Below are 19,813 nucleotides of genomic sequence, written 5' to 3' on the forward strand. Positions count from 1 at the left end.
CGAAGGCGAAAGGGATCATTTTGCAGTCGCGCTCGCCCTTTCGTTGCGGGACGACTTGCTTGCTGAGCACCAGAAGGACGAAGTGCCGGGCAACAGTAGTACTGCGCGAGACAAAGTAGCAGCTCTTGTGCCGACATCGCCTCAAAGCGCGAAGGATGATACAGAGACGCGCAGCCTGATCCGTGATATACAAACTGAGCTAAATCGCGTTGGCTGCAGCGCTGGCACAGCGGACGGTGTTGCGGGCCCACGCACGAGATCTGCTTTCTCTCGGTATATCAGCGCTAGAGAGAATCTTGGACTGACGCCTGAGAGCCTCGAGACCAGTGAAACTCTTGCCGCACTTCGAGGAGAGCAAGGAAGAGTCTGTAATCAGTTGGTCGCGCCGTCTTTCGCGACTTTTGATGGTGACTACATTGTCTTAATCAGACGCAGATGGGACGATGATTATTGGCAAACAACCAGTCGGCCCGACAAGGCCTATTTCCCCGGAAAAATCGAGCCACTTGCAGCCTTGCGCATCAATCGCAATGGAGACAAGCTGACCTTGCTATCTGCCCAAGGCTTTGCGGCCGAAGGGCCTTGGTTTAGGGACTTCACTGGCAAATTCGATGACTCCGGTCAGTTGAAATTGCGCTTCACATTGAGTTCGCATTTCGGGCAGGCGACACCCTATAAGGTCAATATAAGCGTCAAACTGCCCGAAGGACTTTCGCCAGGAAGAAGGCTTGTCTACGAGCCGCGCAGGATTGACGGGCAGTTTTTTCTGAATTTTCTAATACGCCGTGTCAGTTGAAACTTTAAAGCGATGTCCTTGCCTGCTCCGCAAGAAGACCGTCGCTCTGGGCTCCTCGTCGCTGTTCGCCGCAGATTTCGCCAAGGTCTTGTTTGGGCCGTCCGCGAAGACGGCCCAAGTTGTTAGATTTCAATGGCCTCTGCGATCGCAAGCGCATCTTCCAGCTCAACACCGAGATACCGGACGGTGCTGTCCATCTTGGTGTGCCCAAGTAGCAGCTGGACCGCCCGCAGGTTGCCGGTCTTCTTGTAGATCTGTGTGACTTTTGTCCTCCGCATCGAATGCGTTCCGTATGCACTGGCCTCCAGACCGATCGACGTGACCCAATCCCGGACGATCCGGGCGTACTGGCGTGTCGAGATGTGCAAGCGTTCATGGAAACGACCCGGCCATAGGTACTCCGAGCCGACCATGAGCTCATCTTCCATCCACTTTTCAACCGAGGCGCGTGTGCCTTCGGAGATTTCAAAACGAACCGGCTTCTGCGTTTTGCTTTGCAACACCGAAGCTCGTTCCTTGATCTGGCCGGACGCCATCACGTCGACGACTTTCATCTTCACGAGATCGCAGCCACGCAGTTTGCTGTCGATTGCCATATTGAACAGCGCCAGGTCCCGATGGTTCTCGGCGAGTTCAAGTCGAACACGGATTGCCCAGACGTGTTTTGGTTTCAGTGGCCGTTTTTGCCCAACGATGCGCCCTTTGTTCCAAGCCGGGCGAAGCGCACGAATGGCCGGTAAGTTTGGTGTTTCCATGACTGATCCTCCGATCCGCCATGCCCTCCCACAACGACAACCTGACGTTGACGATGCCTCCATATCACGGGATGCTGCGTCGCATCCGAGGTCGGGGCTGAGCCCAAATTGACCAATTCTGTCGTCAGGATCAATTGGCGCATACTGTCAAGAAGCTGCCACTCAAATTCGCGGATCAACGCAAAGCGAGTGAGAGTTTGCGGTCCGCACGTTCCACCAAATGCTTCAATCGGTGGCAGTTAACTTCGGGTCAGACGAAGATCGCTTCAGACGCCATATGTGCAAGATCGAACCCAGATGAATGCTGCACCAATGCGCGAATTGCGAGATTTTCCAGGCTCTGATGCTCAGGAAACGGGAGTGTGAATCCTACGGGGCAAAAGAATCCTTGACCAATTCCAACATCAGCTCTAGTAAAACTGAAATGACGTTTTGCTAGATGAAACGATTGCGAATGATTATGTGGAGCCGCGCATGTCGCGAAGCCACAAACCAACCAACAGTTCGGGAGGAGCCTGACATGATGAAAGATAACCAAAAACTGAAGCTCACCACGGCGCTAGTGGCAGGTGGCCTGGCCATTGCTTCGCCTGCCTTTGCCGAGGGAGAGGTCGTGTTTGCGTCCTGGGGAGGCTCGTTTCAGGATGCCTTGCGCTCAGCCATGCTGGAACCTGCCGCTGGTGCGCTGAATATCACTGTCAAGGAAGATACGACAAACGGCATTCAGGACGTGCGCGCGCAGATCACGGCGGGTGCCGTTGCATGGGACGTTACAGAACAGGATTTGCCTTCGTGTGAAACCCTGAGCCGGGAAGGCAGCCTTGAGCCGATCGACTATTCGATTGTTGACACCACAGGCATTCCGAAAGAGCTGATCCATGACAATTACATCGGCTTCATCAACTTCACCAAGGTGATTGCCTATCGCAAGGATGCATTTGGCGACAATGGCCCGTCCAATTGGGCAGAGTTCTGGGATCTGGAAAACTTCCCCGGCAAGCGCGGTATGCACGGCAAGGTGAACTATAACCTCGAAGCCGCGCTCATGGCGGATGGTGTGCCGATGGCCGAGATCTATGACACGTTGGCCACGAATGAGGGCAAGGCGCGCGCATGGGACAAGCTGGGTGAGATTGCCCCCGAAGTTACCGTTTGGTATCGCGGCGGGTCGCAATCGGCGCAGTTGCTGCGTGACGGCGAAGTGGACGTGATCCATATGGGCCATAACCGCGTAGAAAGCGTGATCGCGTCGGGCATTGATGTGGCCTATGCCTTTGATGGCGGCACGATGGACGTGGACTGCTTGTTGGTTCCCAAGGGGGCTCCGAATAAAGACAACGCGATGCGCCTTATCAACGAATTGCTGAGCGCCGAAGCACAGGCGAGGCTGGCGGTGACCATGCCGTTGGGTCCGGTGAATTCGGGTGCCTTCGGCACCGGGATAATCTCGGATGAGATGGCAGTGAAGGTCAACACACATCCCGACAACTATGGCAAGCAGCTTCTGGTCGATCCGAACTTTTACATCGGCCAGCTGGGCGAGTTGACCGAAGAGTTTGACACGCTGATCCAACAGTAAAAAATATCTGGGCGCGGCACATCTTGTGCTGCGCCCATTTTTGTCAGGTTAGGAGCCCCCATGTCACCTGCAGCCCACTCCCTTCCCATCGATATATCCAACCTGTGCAAGGCCTACGGATCGGTCAAAGCGCTGAATGACGTGTCTTTGAACATCGCCGCGGGCGAGTTCCTGACATTGCTGGGGCCATCAGGCTCCGGCAAGACGACGCTTTTGATGGCGCTGGCCGGATTTGTGCGTCCTGATGGCGGGTCGATCCGGTTTGGCGAACAGGAAATGATTGCAACGCCGCCCCACAAGCGCGGCCTTGGCATGGTGTTCCAAAGCTATGCGTTGTTTCCGTTCATGACGGTCGCAGAAAACGTGGCTTATCCGTTGAAAATTCGCGGGGTGTCCAAAAGCGATCAGAAGGCCCGCGCCGAGCGCGCGCTGGAGACCGTGCAGCTGGGCGGTTATGGCGACCGGCGCATCACGCAATTATCCGGGGGACAAAGACAGCGCGTGGCCCTTGCCCGCGCCATGGTTTTTGAGCCGCAGATCATTCTGATGGATGAGCCGTTGTCAGCGCTCGACAAGAAGTTGCGCGAACATATGCAAATCGAATTGAAGGCGCTGCATGAAAAGCTGGATGCAACTGTCGTTTACGTGACCCATGACCAGCGCGAAGCCCTGACGATGTCGGACCGGATTGCAGTGGTCAATCATGGGCGGATCGAACAGATCGCGACGCCTGAGCGGCTCTATCGCCAGCCGCATAGTTTCTTTGTGGCGGATTTTATCGGGGAATCCATTTCCCTGCCGGTTAGTGTAGCGAATGACACGGCGCAGCTTGGCGAGCGCGTTCTGAAATCCAATACGCCTATTGCGCTGGGCAGCGGAGGCCATCGTCTGATCATCCGGCCCGAGTTGCTGGAAGTCACAGCAGGCGCGGTGCCAGACGCCGCCAATGACCTGTCCGGCCAAGTGCATGACATCATTTATCAGGGCGACAGCGTTCTAGTGATCGTTCAGCACGACAGCGCTGGTCAGATCAATGTGCGTGTGCCTGCCAATCGCGCGGGCCAAACCGGGTTGCCGTCGAAGGGAGAGCAAATCGGCCTTGCCCTGCATCCCGAAGATACGATCATCGTACCGGAACATGTGGCATGAGTATCGCCGAGACGTATGAAGGTGCTGGGACTCTTCAGAATGCCAGCACGCTCAAATCCGAAGAACGCCGCGAAAAACTGACGTTTCTTGGGCTTTCGATGCCTGCGGTTTTGACGATCTTGATCGTCGTCTTCCTGCCGATTTTCTGGCTGTCTTCGCTGTCGTTTTTCAATGCGGCAGGCGAACTGAGCACGGAAAATTACACGCGCATCTTTAGTAGTGCTCTCTATCGGCGAACCTTTGTCGTCACGTTTCAGATCAGCATTGCCGTGACGGTGATTTGCGTCCTTCTCGGCTACCCGCTGTGCTACTGGCTGACAAAGATGCCGAACAAAACAGCGGCCATTCTGATGGTGTTTGTGCTGGTCCCCTTCTGGACCTCGGTTCTGGTGCGGACCTATGCGTGGCTGGTGCTTTTGCAGCGCAATGGGATCATCAATTCGTCGCTGATGTCACTTGGCATTATCGAAGAACCGCTGCAACTGGCGCACAATCTGACCGGCTCCATCATTGGCATGGTGCATATCATGCTGCCTTTTTTGGTTCTGCCGCTCTACGCCACTATGCGCAATATTGACGGCGACCTGGTCCGAGCCGCCGTGGGCCTTGGTTCCAGCCCGCGCGGGGCCTTTTGGCGGGTATTTTTCCCAATGTCCCTGCCGGGCCTTTTTGCCGGCATCGTGCTGGTTTTCATCCTGTCGCTTGGGTTCTTTGTCACACCGGCTTTGCTGGGCGGTGGCCGGGTTCAGATGCTGGCGCAGCGTATCGAAAGCACCATCACAGTCTATTCGAACTGGGGGGCCGCATCAGCCCTGGGCGTGGTCCTGCTGTTGCTGGCGCTGGCGATGATCTGGCTGATGAACCGTGTCTTCGGGCTCGACAAACTGTTTATGCGCTGAGGATCTGAAAATGGAACAAGTCGGACAACGTAAAATCGACGGCCTGTGGCTGACAGTGGTCGGCATTGCTGTGCTGTTCTTTCTCATCCTGCCCACGCTGATCGTTATCCCGATGTCGTTTTCGGGGGCATCCTATCTGGAATTCCCGCCGACATCGCTCTCGTTTCGCTGGTACGTGGCCTATGTCACGTCGCCGGAATGGATGAGCGCAACAAAGACCTCGCTGATCGCGGCGGCGCTGACCACGGCAATCGCGACGCCCCTGGGCTCACTTTGTGCCTATGGTCTGCATTGCTCTGCGCCTCGTATCAGGAGCGCGGCTCAAATCCTTGTGATCATGCCGATTGTCGTGCCAGTGATCCTGATCGCTGTTGGAGTGTTCAGCCTCTATGCCAAGCTGGGGCTCAATTACACACTGACCGGGATCGTGATCGCCCATACTGCGCTGGCGCTGCCATTCGTGATCGTGACGGTGATGTCGGGATTGCAGAATTATGATTTCGATCAGGAGCTTGCAGCGCGCAGCTTAGGGGCGTCCCGTGCATACGCATTGTGGACAATCACCGTACCGCAGGTGAAATTCTCGATCCAGACAGGGGCTTTTCTGGCATTTATCACGTCGCTGGACGAGGTTGTGATCTCGATGCTGGTCTCGGGCGGGGAAAACGCCACAATCACCCGGCGCATGTTCAATTCACTGCGTGATCAGCTTGATCCGACAATCGCGGCGATCTCGACCTGTCTGATTGTCGTGTCCATCACGGCGCTTATCGGTGTGCAGATGATCGGGCGTCGGAAAGACAAGGCACAATGATGCGGGTCTTATTTTTCGCCAAACTCCACCCGAATCTGGCGGGCGGCATCAAGGACCGCCGCGCGATACTTTTCGACGGCTGTGTCATTGAAGCGGACGCGCAGGCCGGACAAGCTGATCGCGCCCAGCAATTCATCTTCGAACCCAAGAACAGGAACCGACAGTCCGGCGACGTCAGGATCGCGTTCACCAAGGCTGAGATAATACCCGGCCTTTCGGATGCTGGCCGCCTGTTTTCCCTGCCGGATGGAATAAGCATCCAGCACCTGACCCGAAGAGCCCATGCTCAGCGGAATGATCTCGCCCTCCTGAACGTGATCCCGCGCAAGCCTTGGCGAATTGACCCGGTAGAGGCACACGCCAGAGTTGCCGCGTTGCACATAAAACGACGCACTTTCGCCGGTCGCATTCACCAAATTCGCAAGCACCGGTCGCACAATTGGCCCCATCCGCAGGTTTTGGCGAAACACGGATCCAAGACGCCACAAAGACGGCCCGAGGTGAAACAGACCCTCGGCGTCTCGCGTAATATGACCAAACTTTTCAAGCGACACGCTCAGACGCAGAATTGTCGCCTTGTTGACCCCGCTGCGGTCCGCAACCTCCTTCAAAGAGAGGCCTGCATCGCCCGGCTCAAAGATGTCCAGCACACGCAATGCGCGCTCTACCGCTTCGACACCACCATTGGCGTCAGGGGATCGGGGCTTGTCGGGCATAGGCAGACCTTTCGACGCAAATCCGTCGCTTTTTATAGCCGGTTTGAGCGCAATTGGAAATCGCAAATAACGAAGGCGTCTGGCAATGAATAGCGCGCGGAAACAAATGATAACAGCTGGTTATGCGGACCTTCCTTTTGGCATTCATTCGCAATGTAAGGCTGATTGTGTTGGGGTTATGGGCGTTCCGAGCGAAGTTAACACCGGGCCCCGATCCGGCACCTCTCTGGCACCCGATGCGCTGCGCAAAATGACTGCCCAACTTGGGATCGGACTGCCTGTAGATGGTCGGGATCTTGGCAATCTGGACCTGTCAGGGGATTGGCCTGCCGCGTTGGAACAACTTGTGACGCAAATGGTGGATCACGGTGTTGTACCCGTTGTCTTGGGTGGCGCGTCTGATGTCGCCTCGGGTGTGCTGGGGGCCTTGCCTGATCTGCCAGTTGTCGCGGCCATGCCGTTGGCCCGGCGTGATATCGCGACGCGAACAGCCAACACGATCTGGGTGGGATTGAACGGCGATCAACCTGCTGGTGTCTGGGATCTGATCAGCCAGCGCAAGATGGATTGGCGCACCGCGCGGCAGTTGGATGAAGGGCACGGCGACTATTCTGACACGCCCGAGCGCGCTGTCTTGTGGATCGACATATCGGTCATTGATCTGGGGCATGCAGCTGGCAGCGTCGGCCTAAATCCCGGCGGGATGAAACCTGAAACGCTGGTTTCCGTCATTGGTGCCATGTCCTGTAAATGGCAGGCGATTGTGATCACCGGCCTTGCGCCTGCGCGCGACACCAGGGGAATGTCGGAACTGGCGGCGATCGAAACCCTGAACGCGGCGTTGCACAATGAGTGAAGCGGCGCAAATACAGTTTGACGCGATCCCCAGTTTTCTGGGCGCATCCATTGGCGATCTGGAAGATCTCGTGCCCGGTCAGGTCGCGATTGCAGGCTATTTTTGTGACAATCTCGCCCGGCCATCGGCAGGGCAACGCTATCTCGCGCGCCAGCTTCGGTATGCGTCCTGCCCCACAGTAACACCCGCGAATGCAATTGACCTTGGGGACGTGAACGTCTTTCCGCTAGAACCTGACAAGCATTTTCTCGCAGTTGCCTCGCAATGTGAATCGGTTCTTGAAACCGGTGCCCGCATGGTGTTGGTAGGCGGCGATTCCAGCGGTTTGGAAGCGCTTGACGTCGCCGCAAGACAGGTCACAGGTGCGGATGTTCCCATCATTGGGGTCAATGGCGGCGCAGTGAGCCATTTGCCCCGCACCCAACCGGTCATCCTGTCTGTGGATTTACAAGAGCTTGCGGGCAAATGGGTATCGCACCCGCATCGCCTGACGGGAATGTCACCAGCACAAATGATCGCGCAAATTGACGCCACCCCGGGCGATACCATCGCGGCTGCGGTTTTTGGGCTTGCCCCGGAACTGGACAACCGTGGCAAGGCTGAAACCCGCGCTGCACTGGCGATCCTGCAAGCGGTCACAGCTCGTCTTGAGAAAGGAGCAGGCTGATGCCTCTACGTTCGGCCCCGTTGCCGCGCATGGCAGGGCATCTGTCGTTCATGCGCTCTCAGACCAAAGCAATCGGCGACGTCCGGTCTGGAGATCTGGCCGTACTGGGCATCCCGTTTGAAGATACAAACGCACCTCATGCAGGGCAATCTCTGGCGCCGCGTGCATTACGCGAAACCTCGGTCTATTTCGGTTGGCACGCAAATCCACAATTCAGTCACCCCGTAGATATCGATGCGCGTCAGGATATCAGTACCGATGGCCTGCACGAGCGGCTTTGTGATCTCGGAGATATTGCACCGGGGTCCGAAGATGCGATCCACGCGGCCTTGAAGGCGGCCATGCGTCAGATCAGCGACAATGGCGCCTGTGCAATCTTTTTGGGCGGATCAGATCGCATGTCCGAGACGGCGCGGAGCGCGCTCCCTCATTGTCAGACAGTGCAGCTTGGCGGTACACCAGCCGATGCGCGCGATTTTCATATTGCGCCCTTGCCGAACGGAACGACCACGCCGGTAAATAGAGATACTGCCGCGCAGCGTGCCGCGTTTTCAGAGTGGCGGGATCCATCAAAGCCGTTGTTTGTTCGGTTTGATCTCTCGGTGTTTGAAACATCGCTCAGTGCGCTTTGTGATCGGCCCCGTTTGGGGGGCTGCGATCTTGCGACGGTGGTGCAATGGCTTGAGCTTTTGGGACGGCACGAGGTCAGCGCCATTATGTTGACCGGTCTGAATCCGAACCGTCCCGGAATGGGTGTCGTGAAGGTTGGCCAACGCCTGATGGTCACGGCTCTTCTGGCGTTTATCTATGCGCGCCTCGGCTTTGGGATTGATTTTCCGCGCCGCCAAACTTCCAAGGAAAAAGTACTGACATGACTGCAGCGATAACGACATTTCTCCCGCCTCTGGCACAACCGGGGTATCGGCTGTTTGATGGGCCTCTGCTCGATGCCGCCGACGTCCGTCCGGGCCAAATCGGTGTGGTGGGTATGCCCAGCGATTGGACACATTCAAGCCGGCTCGGAACCAGGTTTGGTCCCGAGGCGCTGCGTAAGGCAACGACGGTATTGCAATCCATGCGACCGCAGGGGGTCAGTTTTGATCCAGATACGGGCCAAAGAAGCGCAACGGCCAGCGACTGGCTCGTGGATTGCGGGGATGCAGTGATCACCCCTGAGGATGTAGACGCAACCACCGAGGCCATTGCCGCAATGACCGAGGCGCTGAGCGTTGGAGGGGCGATCCCTCTGGCACTGGGCGGTGATCACTATAATAGCTTCCCGGCCTGCCTTGGCTATTCCCGTGGGTTGGCCAAACGCGCACCAAATGCACGTTTTGGGTATATCCAGATCGACGGTCATCTGGATTTCTCTGACCGGCTTGGCGCGTGGGGCAGCCATAACCACGCAACCAATGCCCGTCGGATTTCCGAACTGCCCAATGTCGACGTGTCCAATATGGTTTGGGTCGGGATCACCGGTTGGGTCGACAGCGGTGAACTCGCCTTGATCGAAGAGCAGGGCGGTCGGGTGTTTTCGGCTGGCGACGTACATAAATTGGGGACGGCAGAGGCAATTCGTCAGGCGTTGGAGCATGCCATGAAGGGATGTGACGAACTGTATCTGTCAATCGACATCGATGCGATGGACGCTGGCTACCTCCCCGGCACCGGCTCAATCGTTCATAGCGGTATTACACCGCGTCAGTATTACGATCTGCTGGATGGGCTGGCCGAGGCCCCGTTGGGTGGACTGGATATTGTTGAGGTGTCCCCTCCTCTTGATCCGTCGGAGCGTACCGAATTTCTGGCTGCAGAAATGTTGTTCCGGATCCTGCGTCGCTTCCGCACACAACCTGTGACCGGGGCGGTGACAGAGCAATGATGGACTACAAAGGAACAGAGCAGCTGGGTGGGTTTTCCCATGCAGGAAAAACACTTGCGCCCGCGACACGGCCCTGGATCACAGACCTGTCAGCGCTTTGCCCTTACGAGGGCCTGCAACCCGGGAACCTACCGGAATTTGAACGCGACCCGAATTGGGACAACTGGGCGCTCACCGACAGTCCCAAAGACCCGAACCTGCGCCTGAACTGGCATCTATTTGAGGACGGTGGAAGAAGATTGATGGTCGCCGACCGGATGCTTATGAGCCGCGTCAGCTGGCAGGATCTGGATGATGCGGGGTATGTCCATGGCACAGAGCTGTCGATTGATGGACGCCTGTTTCGCTGCCGGTTGCTTACGGGGGGGGATACGCCCTGTAGTGACCCTTTTCAGGGGGCGACGCGCCCCAATGAATGGGATGCGCTGGTGGGGGGCAGCGGGGCGTTGAACGCTCCGCAACCGGACCCGGCCAATAGTACAGCACCGCTTTGCCCGGATCATCTGACCTCGCCTCATAACCGTTTGTGGAACTGGTTCGGCGCGGTCAGCTGGACCGCCGAACCGGTTGCCAGACGGGCCGATGGGCGGGTGTGCAGGGGCTATCATGGCCCGACCTATTTTTACGTGAATACTGTGGACCACCGGCATGAAGATATCGGGTGGCGACCAGTTCTTGAGGAAGCGCTATGACTGCAAACCCCTTTGCCAACTTTATCGCCGGATCATGGGTTGCTAGCAGCGACGCGGCCCCCAATGTCAACCCGTCCGACCTGAACGACACGATCGGCGAGTATGCCCGGGCAAGCGCCGATCAAACGGTTGACGCAATCGAGGCCGCGGCCGCGGCCCTGCCGAATTGGCGCAAGACATCGCCTCTGGTCCGGTTCGAAGCGCTCGACCGGATCGGGTCGGAAATCCTCGCCCGTGTAGACGAGCTGGGCGATATGCTGGCCCGCGAAGAGGGCAAAACCTTGCCCGAAGCCAAGGCCGAAGCGCATCGCGCCGGGCATTTGTTCAAATATTTCGCGGCTGAGGCGTATCGTGCGACCGGCGACACCTACCAATCTCTGCGCGAAGGTGTGTCGCTAAATGTTGTACGCGAGCCAATCGGCGTTGTGGGCGTAATCACGCCCTGGAATTTCCCACTGGCGATCCCCGCATGGAAAATCGCACCCGCTCTGGCCTATGGCAATACGGTTGTGTTCAAACCTGCCGAACTGGTGCCCGGATCGGCATGGATGTTGTCCGATATTATTGCCCGTGCGGGCGTGCCTGAGGGGGTGTTCAACCTTGTGATGGGAAAAGGCCGTGAGGTTGGGGAGGCAATCGTTACGCACCCCAAGGTGTCCGGGGTCACATTCACCGGTTCCACACCCGTCGGTCGCCATATGGGGGCGGCGCTGTTTGCGCGAGGAGCGAAAATGCAGCTGGAGATGGGGGGGAAGAACCCCTTGATCGTGCTGGATGACGCCGATCTGGATCTGGCGGTGCACTGCGCCGTTCAGGGCAGCTTTTTCTCAACCGGACAACGCTGCACAGCGTCTTCCCGCCTGATTGTGACCGAGGGCATTCACGACGCATTTGTTGACCGTCTTTGCGCGGCAATGAAAGACCTTCGGATCGGTGATGCGCGCGCTCCGGAAACCCAGATTGGTCCGGTCGCCAGTGAAGCGCAGCTCGCCATCGACAAACGATACGTGTCTCAGGCTGTGGATGACGGTGCAACGCTTGCCGCAGGTGGTGGCGAGGTCAAATCCAAAACAACCGGCCATTACTTTGCGCCTGCGTTGTTTACGGATGTGTCACCCGACGCAGCCGTGGCACGAGACGAAATCTTTGGGCCCATCGCCGCCGTGTTACGCGTGCCGGATTACGACGCCGCCCTGGCCACGTCCAACGACTGCGAATTTGGATTGTCCGCAGGAATTGTCACGCGGGATCCCGCCAAAATCGATCACTTCTCGCAGAACGCCGAAGCAGGCATGATACAAGTCAATCTGCCCACCGCCGGCATGGATTTCCACGCACCCTTTACGGGCCGAAAGGGATCCTCTTATGGTGCACCGGAAAAAGGCAGCTATTGCCGCGAGTTTTTCACGGCGGCCAAGGTTGTACACGCGGGGCGCGGATAATGTCGCAGACACCTTTGAAGGGCATTCGTGTTCTTGATCTGACCAATGTCCTTGCCGGTCCGTTCTGTTGTCATCATCTGGCGCATCTGGGCGGCGAGGTTATCAAGGTCGAAGCCGTCGGTCGGGGCGATCTCGCCCGCCAACTGGGGGCCGACCCAGAGCTGAACAAAGTCAACATGGGCGTGTCCTTTCTCGCCCAGAACGCGGGCAAGAAATCGGTCACGGTCAACCTCAAGAACCCACGGGGTCGAGAGATTTTTCTGAAACTGGTCGAAACTGCAGATGTCGTGGTTGAAAACTTCCGGCCCGGCGTCATGACGCGCCTCGGCGTGGGCTACCAGACCCTGAAAGAGGCCAATCCGACCCTCATCTATTGTGCTATCTCCGGCTTTGGCCAAGAGGGCCCGTGGATACGCCGCCCGGCTTATGACCAGATCATACAGGGAACCTCGGGTGTGATGTCGATCACCGGGGATAGCGACAGCGCGCCGCTGCGCGTTGGATATCCGGTGGCAGACACTGTGGGGGGCATCACCGCAGCCTTTGCGATTTCATCTGCTCTGAACGCCAATCCGCGCGGCACCTTTATTGATGTGTCGATGCTGGAATCGGTGCTGGCGACAATGGGCTGGGTGGTGTCGAACTATCTGATCGCCGGCGTCAATCCGACTGCCAATGGCAATGAAAACCCCACTTCGGCGCCTTCCGGTGCGTTTGAAGCGAAGGGCGGGTTGATCAACATTGCCGCAAACAAAGACCAGCAATGGGAGCTACTGACGGACCACCTGGGATTGGCCGCGCTGCGCGAGCGGCCTGAATATGCCACGCGCGAGGATCGCAAACGCAATAGGCTGGCTCTGAAAACTGAGCTGGAGACCGTGTTGAAGACCCGGTCACCGCGCGACTGGGCCAAGGAACTCAATAGCATTGGTGTGCCATCAGGAGCGGTTTTGACAGTGCCGGAAGTATTGGAAATGCCGCAGGTTGCAGACCGCGGTTTCCTCGACCAGTTTGAAAACGTCCCCGGCGTCGGACGCGACATTCAGGTTGCCACGACCGGGATCAAATTGGACGGCAGCGCGCCCACCGTCGATGCACCACCGCCCACATTGGGGCAGCACAACTCTCAAATCTGGAGCGAGTTAGGTCTTTCACCGGAAGACATTGAAAAACTGGCAAAGGATGGCGCGATATGACGGACCCCGCAGGACGCAATGACGCCGATGCCATTTGCCACTGGTGGCGCACCGAAATTATCGACATGGCTCCGGGGCGGATCGCCTTTCGCGGCCACCCGATCCAGGACCTGATCGGAAACGTCAGCTTTGCTCAGATGATCTGGCTCATGGTGCGCGGCAATTTGCCCACGCCAGAACAGGCGGCGCTTTTTGAATGCGCGCTGGTGGCGGGCGTGGATCATGGTCCGCAGGCGCCATCGATAGCCGCAGCGCGTATGGCCGCGACCTGTGGGCTGGGGCTCAACAACGTCATGGCCACCGGGGTCAACATGTTGGGTGACGTGCATGGCGGCGCCGGTGAACAATGCGCCGAGCTTTATTTCGACGTCGCCAAACGGATGGATGACGGCGCTGAACAGGAAGTTGCCGTCCGCGACGGTATCGCCGCCTGGTGTGAGGAAAATGGCAAGATCGTCTCGGGTTTTGGCCACCGTTTCCACAAGCCCGTCGATCCCCGCGCACCGCGATTGATGGCGTTGGTACGCGAGGCCGCGATGTCAGGCACTGTAGAAGGGCGATTTGCCGATATCGGTGAAGCTATACAGACGGAAATCGGACGTAAGCGCGGTGCCGATATCGCGATGAATATCGATGGGGCCACGGCTGTTATCTTTTGCGAATTGGGGTTCCCGGCACCGCTTTCCCGGGGATTGTTCTGTCTTTCCCGCTCGGTTGGCGTCTTGTCTCATGGCTGGGAACAGATTCAACAGGGCGGGCGGAACAAGGGGCCAATGCCGCCGCGTTATCTGCCGGAATATATTGGTGTCAAATCGGAGCGCTAACCCGATGACCATTGATGGTGCGAACGCCTAAATTCACACCGAACTTGGCATTGAAGCGCCACTGGCGTGTGGACTGTTTTGCCGGTCTCGGTCATTGGGCATCCCCCCCTAGAAGCAGACCCAACATGTTAGTCTGAACAAAGATTCACTTCTTTGGTGTTGTCTTTGAAGGTATTTCAATCCAGGCGAGAATCGATACATTTTCACGCTTGTTCTGACGTCAGCGAAGCGCACCGAGCTGCCATCGCGACAAGCGCGGCGAATTCACACTTGGTCCGCGATGCGTGAGTTTGTCGATCGCTGGATTTCGCAGTCGCAGCTAAAGTCCGGTCTGGTGGGCCGCACCGCAGCGATGCGCGCCCTCGGTCAACGGCAGGAATGGGCCGATCTCCTAACAAGTTGTGGAAAGAAATTACGGGATCACCTTAGATCTCAGCGTTATCGCTCAGATTGAACCAAGTTGGCTATGCTAGTTCGCTGATCATCGATTTCAGATGGCGCATGTCGGTACCGCAGCATCCTCCAAATACTTGGATCGACGGATTCTGCCTCGCAATCGCGGCAATCTGTTTACCAAGTTCAGCTGGATCGCCTTCGTCCAGCTCATCTGCTTCGTCAAGTTCCGCATGCGAGCAACTCGAAGCGTTCGCCACAAGGCCTCTCAGCCGGGGGTGGTTGCCAAGCGCTCCGGCGAAATGGGTAGGGTGAGCGCAGTTGACCATAAAAAACAGCGCCGCCGAGTCGGTTGCTGCGTCGATCTGGTCAATTCCGTCCACAAGTTTGGTCCCGTCTGCCAGGCACCCGTCTGTCTCAACAACCAGAGACATGATGATCGGCAGTTCAGCGTCCCGGGCGGCGAGGATGCATCCCGCTGCCTCGCTTGGGCGGTTGAATGTATAAGCGGTGACCAGATCGAGGCTTGTGTCTTTCAGGCTGTGCATTTGAGCGGCGTGGTATTGACGTGCATCTTCGACGGGTACCGGCGGGATGTCGGCGTAAGGATCATGGCGCGGGCCGATGCAGGCCGACACCAGTACATCATCGCGAGCGGCAGCTTGGCGCACGTCTTCCATTAGACTGACCGCATCTTTGTTTACTTCGGCGAGCCGCTCTGCATCGTACCCCAAGGGCGCTGCCCGGTCGGCGTTCGCCATCCATGTGGGCGCATCAAGGATGCATCCGACATTCATTTCACGGGCCAGATCGACAAGAGCCTGCATTTGACCGGCCAGTATCACCCTGGTGCCAGGTTCTTCCAGCAATGGAAACGACGCGAAACCGGGAAGCTCAATTCCATGATTGAAAATCAGGTCGGTGCCAGTGCCGGCGTAAACCAGAAAGGGCTTGTTACCTTCGAGTGGGAGCTGTCGCGCCATTCTGATCCACGCCTATTGCCGTTACCTCTGCACAAGAAACCTACTTTGTCTCGGGCCTCCTGTGAACCTTAGGACTGCGACAGGGTGTATTCCGTCACTCTGATCCCCACGCCAGGCCAAACACCAGGTCATGTCTCGGTCGAAATCACCAGTGGCGACCGGCGCGCTCTGATTACAGGTGATGCAATCCATACAACCGCCCAGTGCTGGCATCCCGAGTGGCATTTTATGTTTGATTCCGATGCTGAGATGGCCGTGACATCCCGTCGGAAACTGTTGGAAAGCGCCTCGGAAACGGGATGTATTGTGCTGGGAAACCACTTCGCTTTGCCGTCTATTGGTCGGGTGAAGGCGGACAACGACGCGTTTCGCTGGGAGGACTAGCCCAGGTTGTATTTTGATGTGCGCGGGTCTGTTGTGGGATGGCGGCTGACGTGAAAGTTCGACGCGCCGCGCAGCTTACAGGCAATGATCGGCGAAACTAAATCTCGAACCCATTGGGCTATGTCACATTCCCTTGAATTCTTGTTTCACAAGCTTTCTCTCTTCACCATTTTGTGAAAGCCTGAAGCAGTTATGAGTGACAGAGTGTGCAATTTTCAGAAAACAGTGGTTCTTTCTGAACTCCAATCAGCTCTCTTGGACGGAATTTGTGATCACTGCGAGGTGACAAGTTCGGAACTGGCCAAGAGTGGAGAGGTGCTGGAAATATGTGGACAAGAGTACTGTTTCGATTATGAAACCGGTGTGTCCACGGAGACTGAAATTTTGTTGTGCCCCAGCTGTCACGAGGCAAACCATCTGGACGCGCAGCGACAGCATAACCCTTGCCACATCTCTGCAAGACGCAGCCGGGAAAACATGGGTTAGTCGATGGGTTCAGGAGGCGAAGCTTTGGAACGGTTTTTGCAAGAACCATCGCTGGTCCAATTTCGGTAGTCTGACAGACCAAGCTCGTCCCACATCCAGCCGAAATCATACTCAGCCACCGGAGAGCCGGTCTGGCGCGCGCTGCGGTTTTCGATTGTCTTCAGCCAGTCTATGACTTTCTTCCTGCCCGCCGTGCTGCGAACGGCCTGGCGCGGGGTCTTGCCATCCAGGGCAGGAATCGGCTGGTCAAGCGTATCGCGGTAATGCTGTTCGAGATATTCGTGGGCCATCTGACGGGCAAGGGCACGGGGGATGTCCTCTTCTTCTGCCACTCCGTTACTCGTGCTGTCATCCGCCATCATCTGTTCGGCGGTCTGGATTGATGTCAGCGGAGATTTCACCAGGTCGCCCAGGAGGTCCCGGACCAGGGCTTCGCCGCGTTCAGCGCGCGCTGTAGAGCTCACAGAAAGTGTGAGTGTCCGACCTTTCAGATCTAGGGACCCAAGCACGGAGGCCCCTGACATTGATTTGTCCAACACGAGGCCGGTGCCGTGCTTGGTGCCGGACGGGGTGTCGAGGTCAAGCCAGGTCCAATCCTTCTGGCCTGAGATCACGAGTTCTGCGGACTGTGTTAGCTTTTCAGATACCTGGCTTTGCGTCACTTTGCTGGCGAGGGGGAAGCGCATGTCGTGAAAGAGCAGGTTGTCGCCATCGCTGTTGCTGATTTGTGGTGGTTCCGGATCCAGTAGGTTCGGCAGATGTGCGAAGAGCCAGGCATTGGTGAAGAGGGGTGCGGAACGGTGTAGCTGATCCTGTGTCAGCCTCAGTTCAACGTCGGGGTTCAATTTCAACACGGAGCGGAGCCCGTCTTCAAAAAACGCGACGGTGTCGGGGTCGAATGGGAGCAGCGCCCCCGAGATCACGTTATAATCCCCCTGTGCGACAACCCGAGCTGCGATGCGATCCCATCGCTGCAGCATCTGCGTCGCGCTGTGTTCCCGGACGGTAACCGGCTCTGCGTCCGAAAGCATGTTGCGCAAGACCATGGATCTGCCGGGGTCTACCTCGCTCACCTCATAAAGGCTGACCGACGCGTCCCGCAATCCTTTGATATAGGCGCGGGTCTGCGCACTCTCCTTGGAACCGCTCCCTTTCAGATAAGCATCCGCAGCGTTTTCGGCGTCCGCTCCGAATGTCCTGCCCAGCAAATCTTCCAGGCCACCACCCCACAGGACCATCGGCCAATCCTCGCCCAGCAAGTCGCCCAGATCCTCGAACTCAAGATCGAAGGCCTCGAGCGCTGGCAGAAAATGCTCGTCCAACACATCAGCGAGCCGCTCATGCCAAATCTCGTCACGGGTGATAAACCCGATGAGCCCACCAAGATCGTTCCCCGTTGTCATCTTCAGCTTCTCCCTGTTTGCCGGACAGGGGCGATTTAGCGCAGATTGCAACCGCCAGCCAGCCCACACGCGTATGCAGACCTGCGTTACATGGAGGGACTTGTCATGGCGAATGCTATGTCTTTGGCTCCCGCCCAAAAAGCTCTGTGAAAAGCTTTTCGGAGCGGCGCAGGCCTTCATCGGTCAGTACCACCGATTTTGCCTTTCCAACCGGGTCCAGGATCAATCCGTTACGGTGCAGGCGATCAAGCGCTCCCCAGTCAAAGCCTTAGGGCCGTCCTGAACCCAGCGAATTCGGGGATGTTGCGAGCCGCTTCGACGACGGGTGTGAGCCCAACTAGTGGATTCGTCAGGGCGTTTCCGCCGGTATTCTATGATTGCTAAAAGATGGTGGTGCTGATCGCTGTCGTATTAGATTTTCCGCAAATATGCCCAAGAGACGTATCCCTTAAGCTTGCGCGCGCGCTCCAAAGAGACGCGGCACCAACGGGTGCCACCGGTCTGCTCACAGCCGTGAACTCGTAGTGCGGTTCCATTTGGAAGACCAACGATCACATTGAACCCTGTTCCAGGCCCACTGCGCATTTTTAGCATGTCACCGTCTTCGACGCCAAAAACCTCATATGTTCCGAGTGACGCGGCCGCCGCCGGTTTAACGTCCATGACGACCCCCAGGAACAAAGCCATTAGGGGTAAAAAGATTGCATTGCGCATCGCGATGTCCTGCTTATTGCCTCAACGACAATCGTAGCAACTCGGGTCACCAAGAGGAACAACTCCAAGACAGAAATGTAGGTGATACCAAAGCTTCAAACGCTACATTTCTTCCAAATGGTGGGGAACCCTGGCCCAGTTGGGGGCATCTTTCACAAAAACCTTGCTCGTTGGCTTGAAGTTGTTTGGCTCATCCAATGTCCCAGCCGCAATGCTCGTCAATCCGAAGGCTGTCACGCCCCACAGGCCTGATCCGCAGGTGCCACAAAAATGCTTGATGACAGGTCGACCTTCCTTTGAGGTCTTCTCAAAGGTCCGTGGTTTGCCTTTCAGCAGCTGCAGGTCTTCCGACTTTATCATGTACCCGGCATAACCGTCCGTTCCGGTCATCGATAGGCAATCACTGCAAAAACACATGAGTTGCATTACTGCGCTGCCAGTGACCTGGTATCGAACCTCACCGCAAAAACATCCGCCTTCCAAGATTTCAGCCACGTTGCCTTCATCCTTCTATTTCGTTTTGCAAGATATGAGAAAACCGTACCTACTCTGGCCAGTGGTCACAACGGTTCCAGCAGCGGAATGTGGAATGGTGCCAATATGAGCTCCTGTACCTGGATGGGTACGAGGCAAGCATCAGACAGATTGAGTTGTCGAATGTTTTCATCACGGTTCTGAATCCTTGCCAATTGACTGTTCCAGCAAAGTCATTGGACAGACGAGCTTTATTGATCGACAATCGCGTCATGGAGCTGACAGACACCACACCTGTGCACCTGATCCATGTGGACCCTGAGATCAACATGGCGCGGTTCTATGGCATCGAGTTGCAGCCGACGTTGTTTGGGGAGGTTTCAGTGCTTCGTACCTGGGGGCGTATTGGCACGAACGGGCAAGCCATGATGGTGACGTATGATGACGAAGCCCTGGCTAGTGAAGCGCTCCACAATCTCGAAAAGCAAAAGCTCCGTCGAGGGTATGTTCCGGTCGGTGAGTGACTTCGGGCTGCAGTCTGTTTCTGTGGCAAATCCCGAGCCTTTCGGCTCGTGAGCAGGCTCTAGGTTTCAGCCGACGTATCGGCTTCCACCCAGAACACCCCAGAATGATCTCCCTGTCCCAGTAGCCCCTGACCCGTCTCTTGCGAGCCGGGGCAGGGGCTTTGGGTCATGGTCGGTCCATGCCG

The 19,813-nt window shown here is 57.0% G+C and carries 21 protein-coding genes and 1 pseudogene; 15 read left to right on the forward strand and 7 right to left on the reverse strand.

Annotated features, from left to right (window positions below; translation table 11 throughout):
• The coding region (locus ACR0AC_RS18215) for a peptidoglycan-binding domain-containing protein (protein ID WP_480875314.1) at positions 1-796 on the forward strand (796 nt) is incomplete at its 5' end.
• Positions 797-918: 122 nt separating this feature from the next.
• Here the strand turns inward: ACR0AC_RS18215 and ACR0AC_RS18220 are convergent.
• Positions 919-1,551, reverse strand: coding sequence for a tyrosine-type recombinase/integrase (locus ACR0AC_RS18220; protein ID WP_093037018.1), 633 nt, complete (start codon positions 1,549-1,551; stop codon positions 919-921).
• A 520-nt stretch (positions 1,552-2,071) separates the two neighbouring features.
• Here ACR0AC_RS18220 and ACR0AC_RS18225 point away from each other — a divergent pair.
• From ACR0AC_RS18225 to ACR0AC_RS18240, 4 genes are read left to right on the forward strand one after another with little or no spacing between them, the layout of a single operon-like run.
• Positions 2,072-3,130, forward strand: coding sequence for an ABC transporter substrate-binding protein (locus ACR0AC_RS18225; RefSeq protein WP_170417838.1), 1,059 nt, complete (start codon positions 2,072-2,074; stop codon positions 3,128-3,130).
• Between the two features lie 60 nt (positions 3,131-3,190).
• The gene (locus ACR0AC_RS18230; RefSeq protein WP_170417835.1) at positions 3,191-4,279 is read left to right on the forward strand and encodes an ABC transporter ATP-binding protein; all 1,089 of its coding nucleotides are present in this window, start codon (positions 3,191-3,193) and stop codon (positions 4,277-4,279) included.
• Positions 4,276-5,178, forward strand: coding sequence for an ABC transporter permease (locus tag ACR0AC_RS18235; RefSeq protein ID WP_170417832.1), 903 nt, complete (start codon positions 4,276-4,278; stop codon positions 5,176-5,178). The genes ACR0AC_RS18230 and ACR0AC_RS18235 overlap by 4 nt, the downstream gene beginning before the upstream one ends.
• 10 nt (positions 5,179-5,188) lie before the next feature.
• Complete coding sequence (locus tag ACR0AC_RS18240; RefSeq protein ID WP_170417829.1) at positions 5,189-5,992, forward strand: ABC transporter permease; 804 nt, start codon at positions 5,189-5,191, stop codon at positions 5,990-5,992.
• Positions 5,993-6,000: 8 nt separating this feature from the next.
• Here ACR0AC_RS18240 and ACR0AC_RS18245 read toward each other — a convergent pair whose 3' ends face one another.
• Complete coding sequence (locus ACR0AC_RS18245) at positions 6,001-6,708, reverse strand: IclR family transcriptional regulator (RefSeq protein ID WP_170417827.1); 708 nt, start codon at positions 6,706-6,708, stop codon at positions 6,001-6,003.
• 178 nt (positions 6,709-6,886) lie between these two features.
• Here ACR0AC_RS18245 and ACR0AC_RS18250 point away from each other — a divergent pair, with 178 nt between their 5' ends.
• The 8 genes from ACR0AC_RS18250 to ACR0AC_RS18285 are packed head-to-tail and all read left to right on the forward strand — an operon-like array spanning position 6,887 to position 14,267.
• The gene (locus tag ACR0AC_RS18250; RefSeq protein WP_170474326.1) at positions 6,887-7,564 is read left to right on the forward strand and encodes an arginase family protein; all 678 of its coding nucleotides are present in this window, start codon (positions 6,887-6,889) and stop codon (positions 7,562-7,564) included.
• On the forward strand, positions 7,557-8,231 hold the full coding sequence (locus tag ACR0AC_RS18255) for a hypothetical protein (protein WP_170417821.1): 675 nt from the start codon (positions 7,557-7,559) through the stop codon (positions 8,229-8,231). The genes ACR0AC_RS18250 and ACR0AC_RS18255 overlap by 8 nt, the downstream gene beginning before the upstream one ends.
• A gap of 29 nt (positions 8,232-8,260) precedes the next feature.
• Positions 8,261-9,106 carry an arginase family protein gene (locus ACR0AC_RS18260; RefSeq protein ID WP_480875317.1) on the forward strand — a complete coding sequence of 282 codons (846 nt, stop codon included), beginning with the start codon at positions 8,261-8,263 and terminating at the stop codon, positions 9,104-9,106.
• Positions 9,103-10,113, forward strand: a complete 1,011-nt coding sequence (locus ACR0AC_RS18265; protein WP_170417815.1) for an agmatinase family protein — start codon at positions 9,103-9,105, stop codon at positions 10,111-10,113. The genes ACR0AC_RS18260 and ACR0AC_RS18265 overlap by 4 nt, the downstream gene beginning before the upstream one ends.
• Positions 10,110-10,805 (forward strand): hypothetical protein, encoded by a 696-nt coding sequence (locus tag ACR0AC_RS18270; protein WP_170417812.1) that lies wholly within the window; start codon positions 10,110-10,112, stop codon positions 10,803-10,805. Before ACR0AC_RS18265 ends, ACR0AC_RS18270 begins: the two co-directional genes overlap by 4 nt.
• Positions 10,802-12,247, forward strand: a complete 1,446-nt coding sequence (locus ACR0AC_RS18275; protein WP_170417809.1) for an aldehyde dehydrogenase family protein — start codon at positions 10,802-10,804, stop codon at positions 12,245-12,247. The genes ACR0AC_RS18270 and ACR0AC_RS18275 overlap by 4 nt, the downstream gene beginning before the upstream one ends.
• Positions 12,247-13,443, forward strand: a complete 1,197-nt coding sequence (locus ACR0AC_RS18280; RefSeq protein ID WP_170417806.1) for a CaiB/BaiF CoA transferase family protein — start codon at positions 12,247-12,249, stop codon at positions 13,441-13,443. Before ACR0AC_RS18275 ends, ACR0AC_RS18280 begins: the two co-directional genes overlap by 1 nt.
• Positions 13,440-14,267 carry a citryl-CoA lyase gene (locus ACR0AC_RS18285; RefSeq protein WP_170417803.1) on the forward strand — a complete coding sequence of 276 codons (828 nt, stop codon included), beginning with the start codon at positions 13,440-13,442 and terminating at the stop codon, positions 14,265-14,267. The genes ACR0AC_RS18280 and ACR0AC_RS18285 overlap by 4 nt, the downstream gene beginning before the upstream one ends.
• 464 nt (positions 14,268-14,731) lie before the next feature.
• Here ACR0AC_RS18285 and ACR0AC_RS18290 read toward each other — a convergent pair whose 3' ends face one another.
• The gene (locus tag ACR0AC_RS18290; protein ID WP_170417800.1) at positions 14,732-15,643 is read right to left on the reverse strand and encodes a homocysteine S-methyltransferase family protein; all 912 of its coding nucleotides are present in this window, start codon (positions 15,641-15,643) and stop codon (positions 14,732-14,734) included.
• A gap of 84 nt (positions 15,644-15,727) precedes the next feature.
• On the opposite strand from ACR0AC_RS18290, the gene ACR0AC_RS18295 reads away from it, so the two are divergent.
• Positions 15,728-16,027: an MBL fold metallo-hydrolase gene (locus ACR0AC_RS18295; protein ID WP_170417797.1), complete on the forward strand. Its 300-nt coding sequence runs from the start codon at positions 15,728-15,730 to the stop codon at positions 16,025-16,027.
• 482 nt (positions 16,028-16,509) lie between these two features.
• Here the strand turns inward: ACR0AC_RS18295 and ACR0AC_RS18300 are convergent, their stop codons facing one another.
• The 4 genes and pseudogenes from ACR0AC_RS18300 to ACR0AC_RS18315 all read right to left on the reverse strand — a co-directional run bounded on the left by ACR0AC_RS18300 (position 16,510) and on the right by ACR0AC_RS18315 (position 19,125).
• Positions 16,510-17,916, reverse strand: a complete 1,407-nt coding sequence (locus ACR0AC_RS18300; RefSeq protein ID WP_174819503.1) for a DUF7986 domain-containing protein — start codon at positions 17,914-17,916, stop codon at positions 16,510-16,512.
• 115 nt (positions 17,917-18,031) lie between these two features.
• A pseudogene (locus ACR0AC_RS18305) lies at positions 18,032-18,172 on the reverse strand (DUF6429 family protein); the annotation flags it as partial.
• Positions 18,173-18,327: 155 nt separating this feature from the next.
• Positions 18,328-18,630 (reverse strand): SH3 domain-containing protein, encoded by a 303-nt coding sequence (locus tag ACR0AC_RS18310; protein WP_152460662.1) that lies wholly within the window; start codon positions 18,628-18,630, stop codon positions 18,328-18,330.
• A 102-nt stretch (positions 18,631-18,732) separates the two neighbouring features.
• Complete coding sequence (locus ACR0AC_RS18315; protein ID WP_152460663.1) at positions 18,733-19,125, reverse strand: GFA family protein; 393 nt, start codon at positions 19,123-19,125, stop codon at positions 18,733-18,735.
• A gap of 233 nt (positions 19,126-19,358) precedes the next feature.
• Between ACR0AC_RS18315 and ACR0AC_RS18320 the strand changes: the two genes are divergently transcribed.
• Complete coding sequence (locus ACR0AC_RS18320) at positions 19,359-19,628, forward strand: WGR domain-containing protein (RefSeq protein ID WP_245220702.1); 270 nt, start codon at positions 19,359-19,361, stop codon at positions 19,626-19,628.
• Positions 19,629-19,813 lie beyond the last annotated feature (185 nt).

It is taken from the genome of Ruegeria sp. H7, assembly GCF_056532945.1.

Coding starts and splice junctions, on each gene's coding strand:
- ACR0AC_RS18225 (WP_170417838.1), top strand. CDS start 2,072: ATGATGAAAGATAACCAAAAACTGAAGCTCACCACGGCGCTAGTGGCA.
- ACR0AC_RS18300 (WP_174819503.1), bottom strand. CDS start 17,916: ATGACAACGGGGAACGATCTTGGTGGGCTCATCGGGTTTATCACCCGT.
- ACR0AC_RS18250 (WP_170474326.1), top strand. CDS start 6,887: ATGGGCGTTCCGAGCGAAGTTAACACCGGGCCCCGATCCGGCACCTCT.
- ACR0AC_RS18265 (WP_170417815.1), top strand. CDS start 9,103: ATGACTGCAGCGATAACGACATTTCTCCCGCCTCTGGCACAACCGGGG.
- ACR0AC_RS18260 (WP_480875317.1), top strand. CDS start 8,261: ATGGCAGGGCATCTGTCGTTCATGCGCTCTCAGACCAAAGCAATCGGC.
- ACR0AC_RS18230 (WP_170417835.1), top strand. CDS start 3,191: ATGTCACCTGCAGCCCACTCCCTTCCCATCGATATATCCAACCTGTGC.
- ACR0AC_RS18285 (WP_170417803.1), top strand. CDS start 13,440: ATGACGGACCCCGCAGGACGCAATGACGCCGATGCCATTTGCCACTGG.
- ACR0AC_RS18280 (WP_170417806.1), top strand. CDS start 12,247: ATGTCGCAGACACCTTTGAAGGGCATTCGTGTTCTTGATCTGACCAAT.
- ACR0AC_RS18290 (WP_170417800.1), bottom strand. CDS start 15,643: ATGGCGCGACAGCTCCCACTCGAAGGTAACAAGCCCTTTCTGGTTTAC.
- ACR0AC_RS18240 (WP_170417829.1), top strand. CDS start 5,189: ATGGAACAAGTCGGACAACGTAAAATCGACGGCCTGTGGCTGACAGTG.
- ACR0AC_RS18255 (WP_170417821.1), top strand. CDS start 7,557: ATGAGTGAAGCGGCGCAAATACAGTTTGACGCGATCCCCAGTTTTCTG.
- ACR0AC_RS18310 (WP_152460662.1), bottom strand. CDS start 18,630: ATGCGCAATGCAATCTTTTTACCCCTAATGGCTTTGTTCCTGGGGGTC.
- ACR0AC_RS18220 (WP_093037018.1), bottom strand. CDS start 1,551: ATGGAAACACCAAACTTACCGGCCATTCGTGCGCTTCGCCCGGCTTGG.
- ACR0AC_RS18275 (WP_170417809.1), top strand. CDS start 10,802: ATGACTGCAAACCCCTTTGCCAACTTTATCGCCGGATCATGGGTTGCT.
- ACR0AC_RS18235 (WP_170417832.1), top strand. CDS start 4,276: ATGAGTATCGCCGAGACGTATGAAGGTGCTGGGACTCTTCAGAATGCC.
- ACR0AC_RS18270 (WP_170417812.1), top strand. CDS start 10,110: ATGATGGACTACAAAGGAACAGAGCAGCTGGGTGGGTTTTCCCATGCA.
- ACR0AC_RS18245 (WP_170417827.1), bottom strand. CDS start 6,708: ATGCCCGACAAGCCCCGATCCCCTGACGCCAATGGTGGTGTCGAAGCG.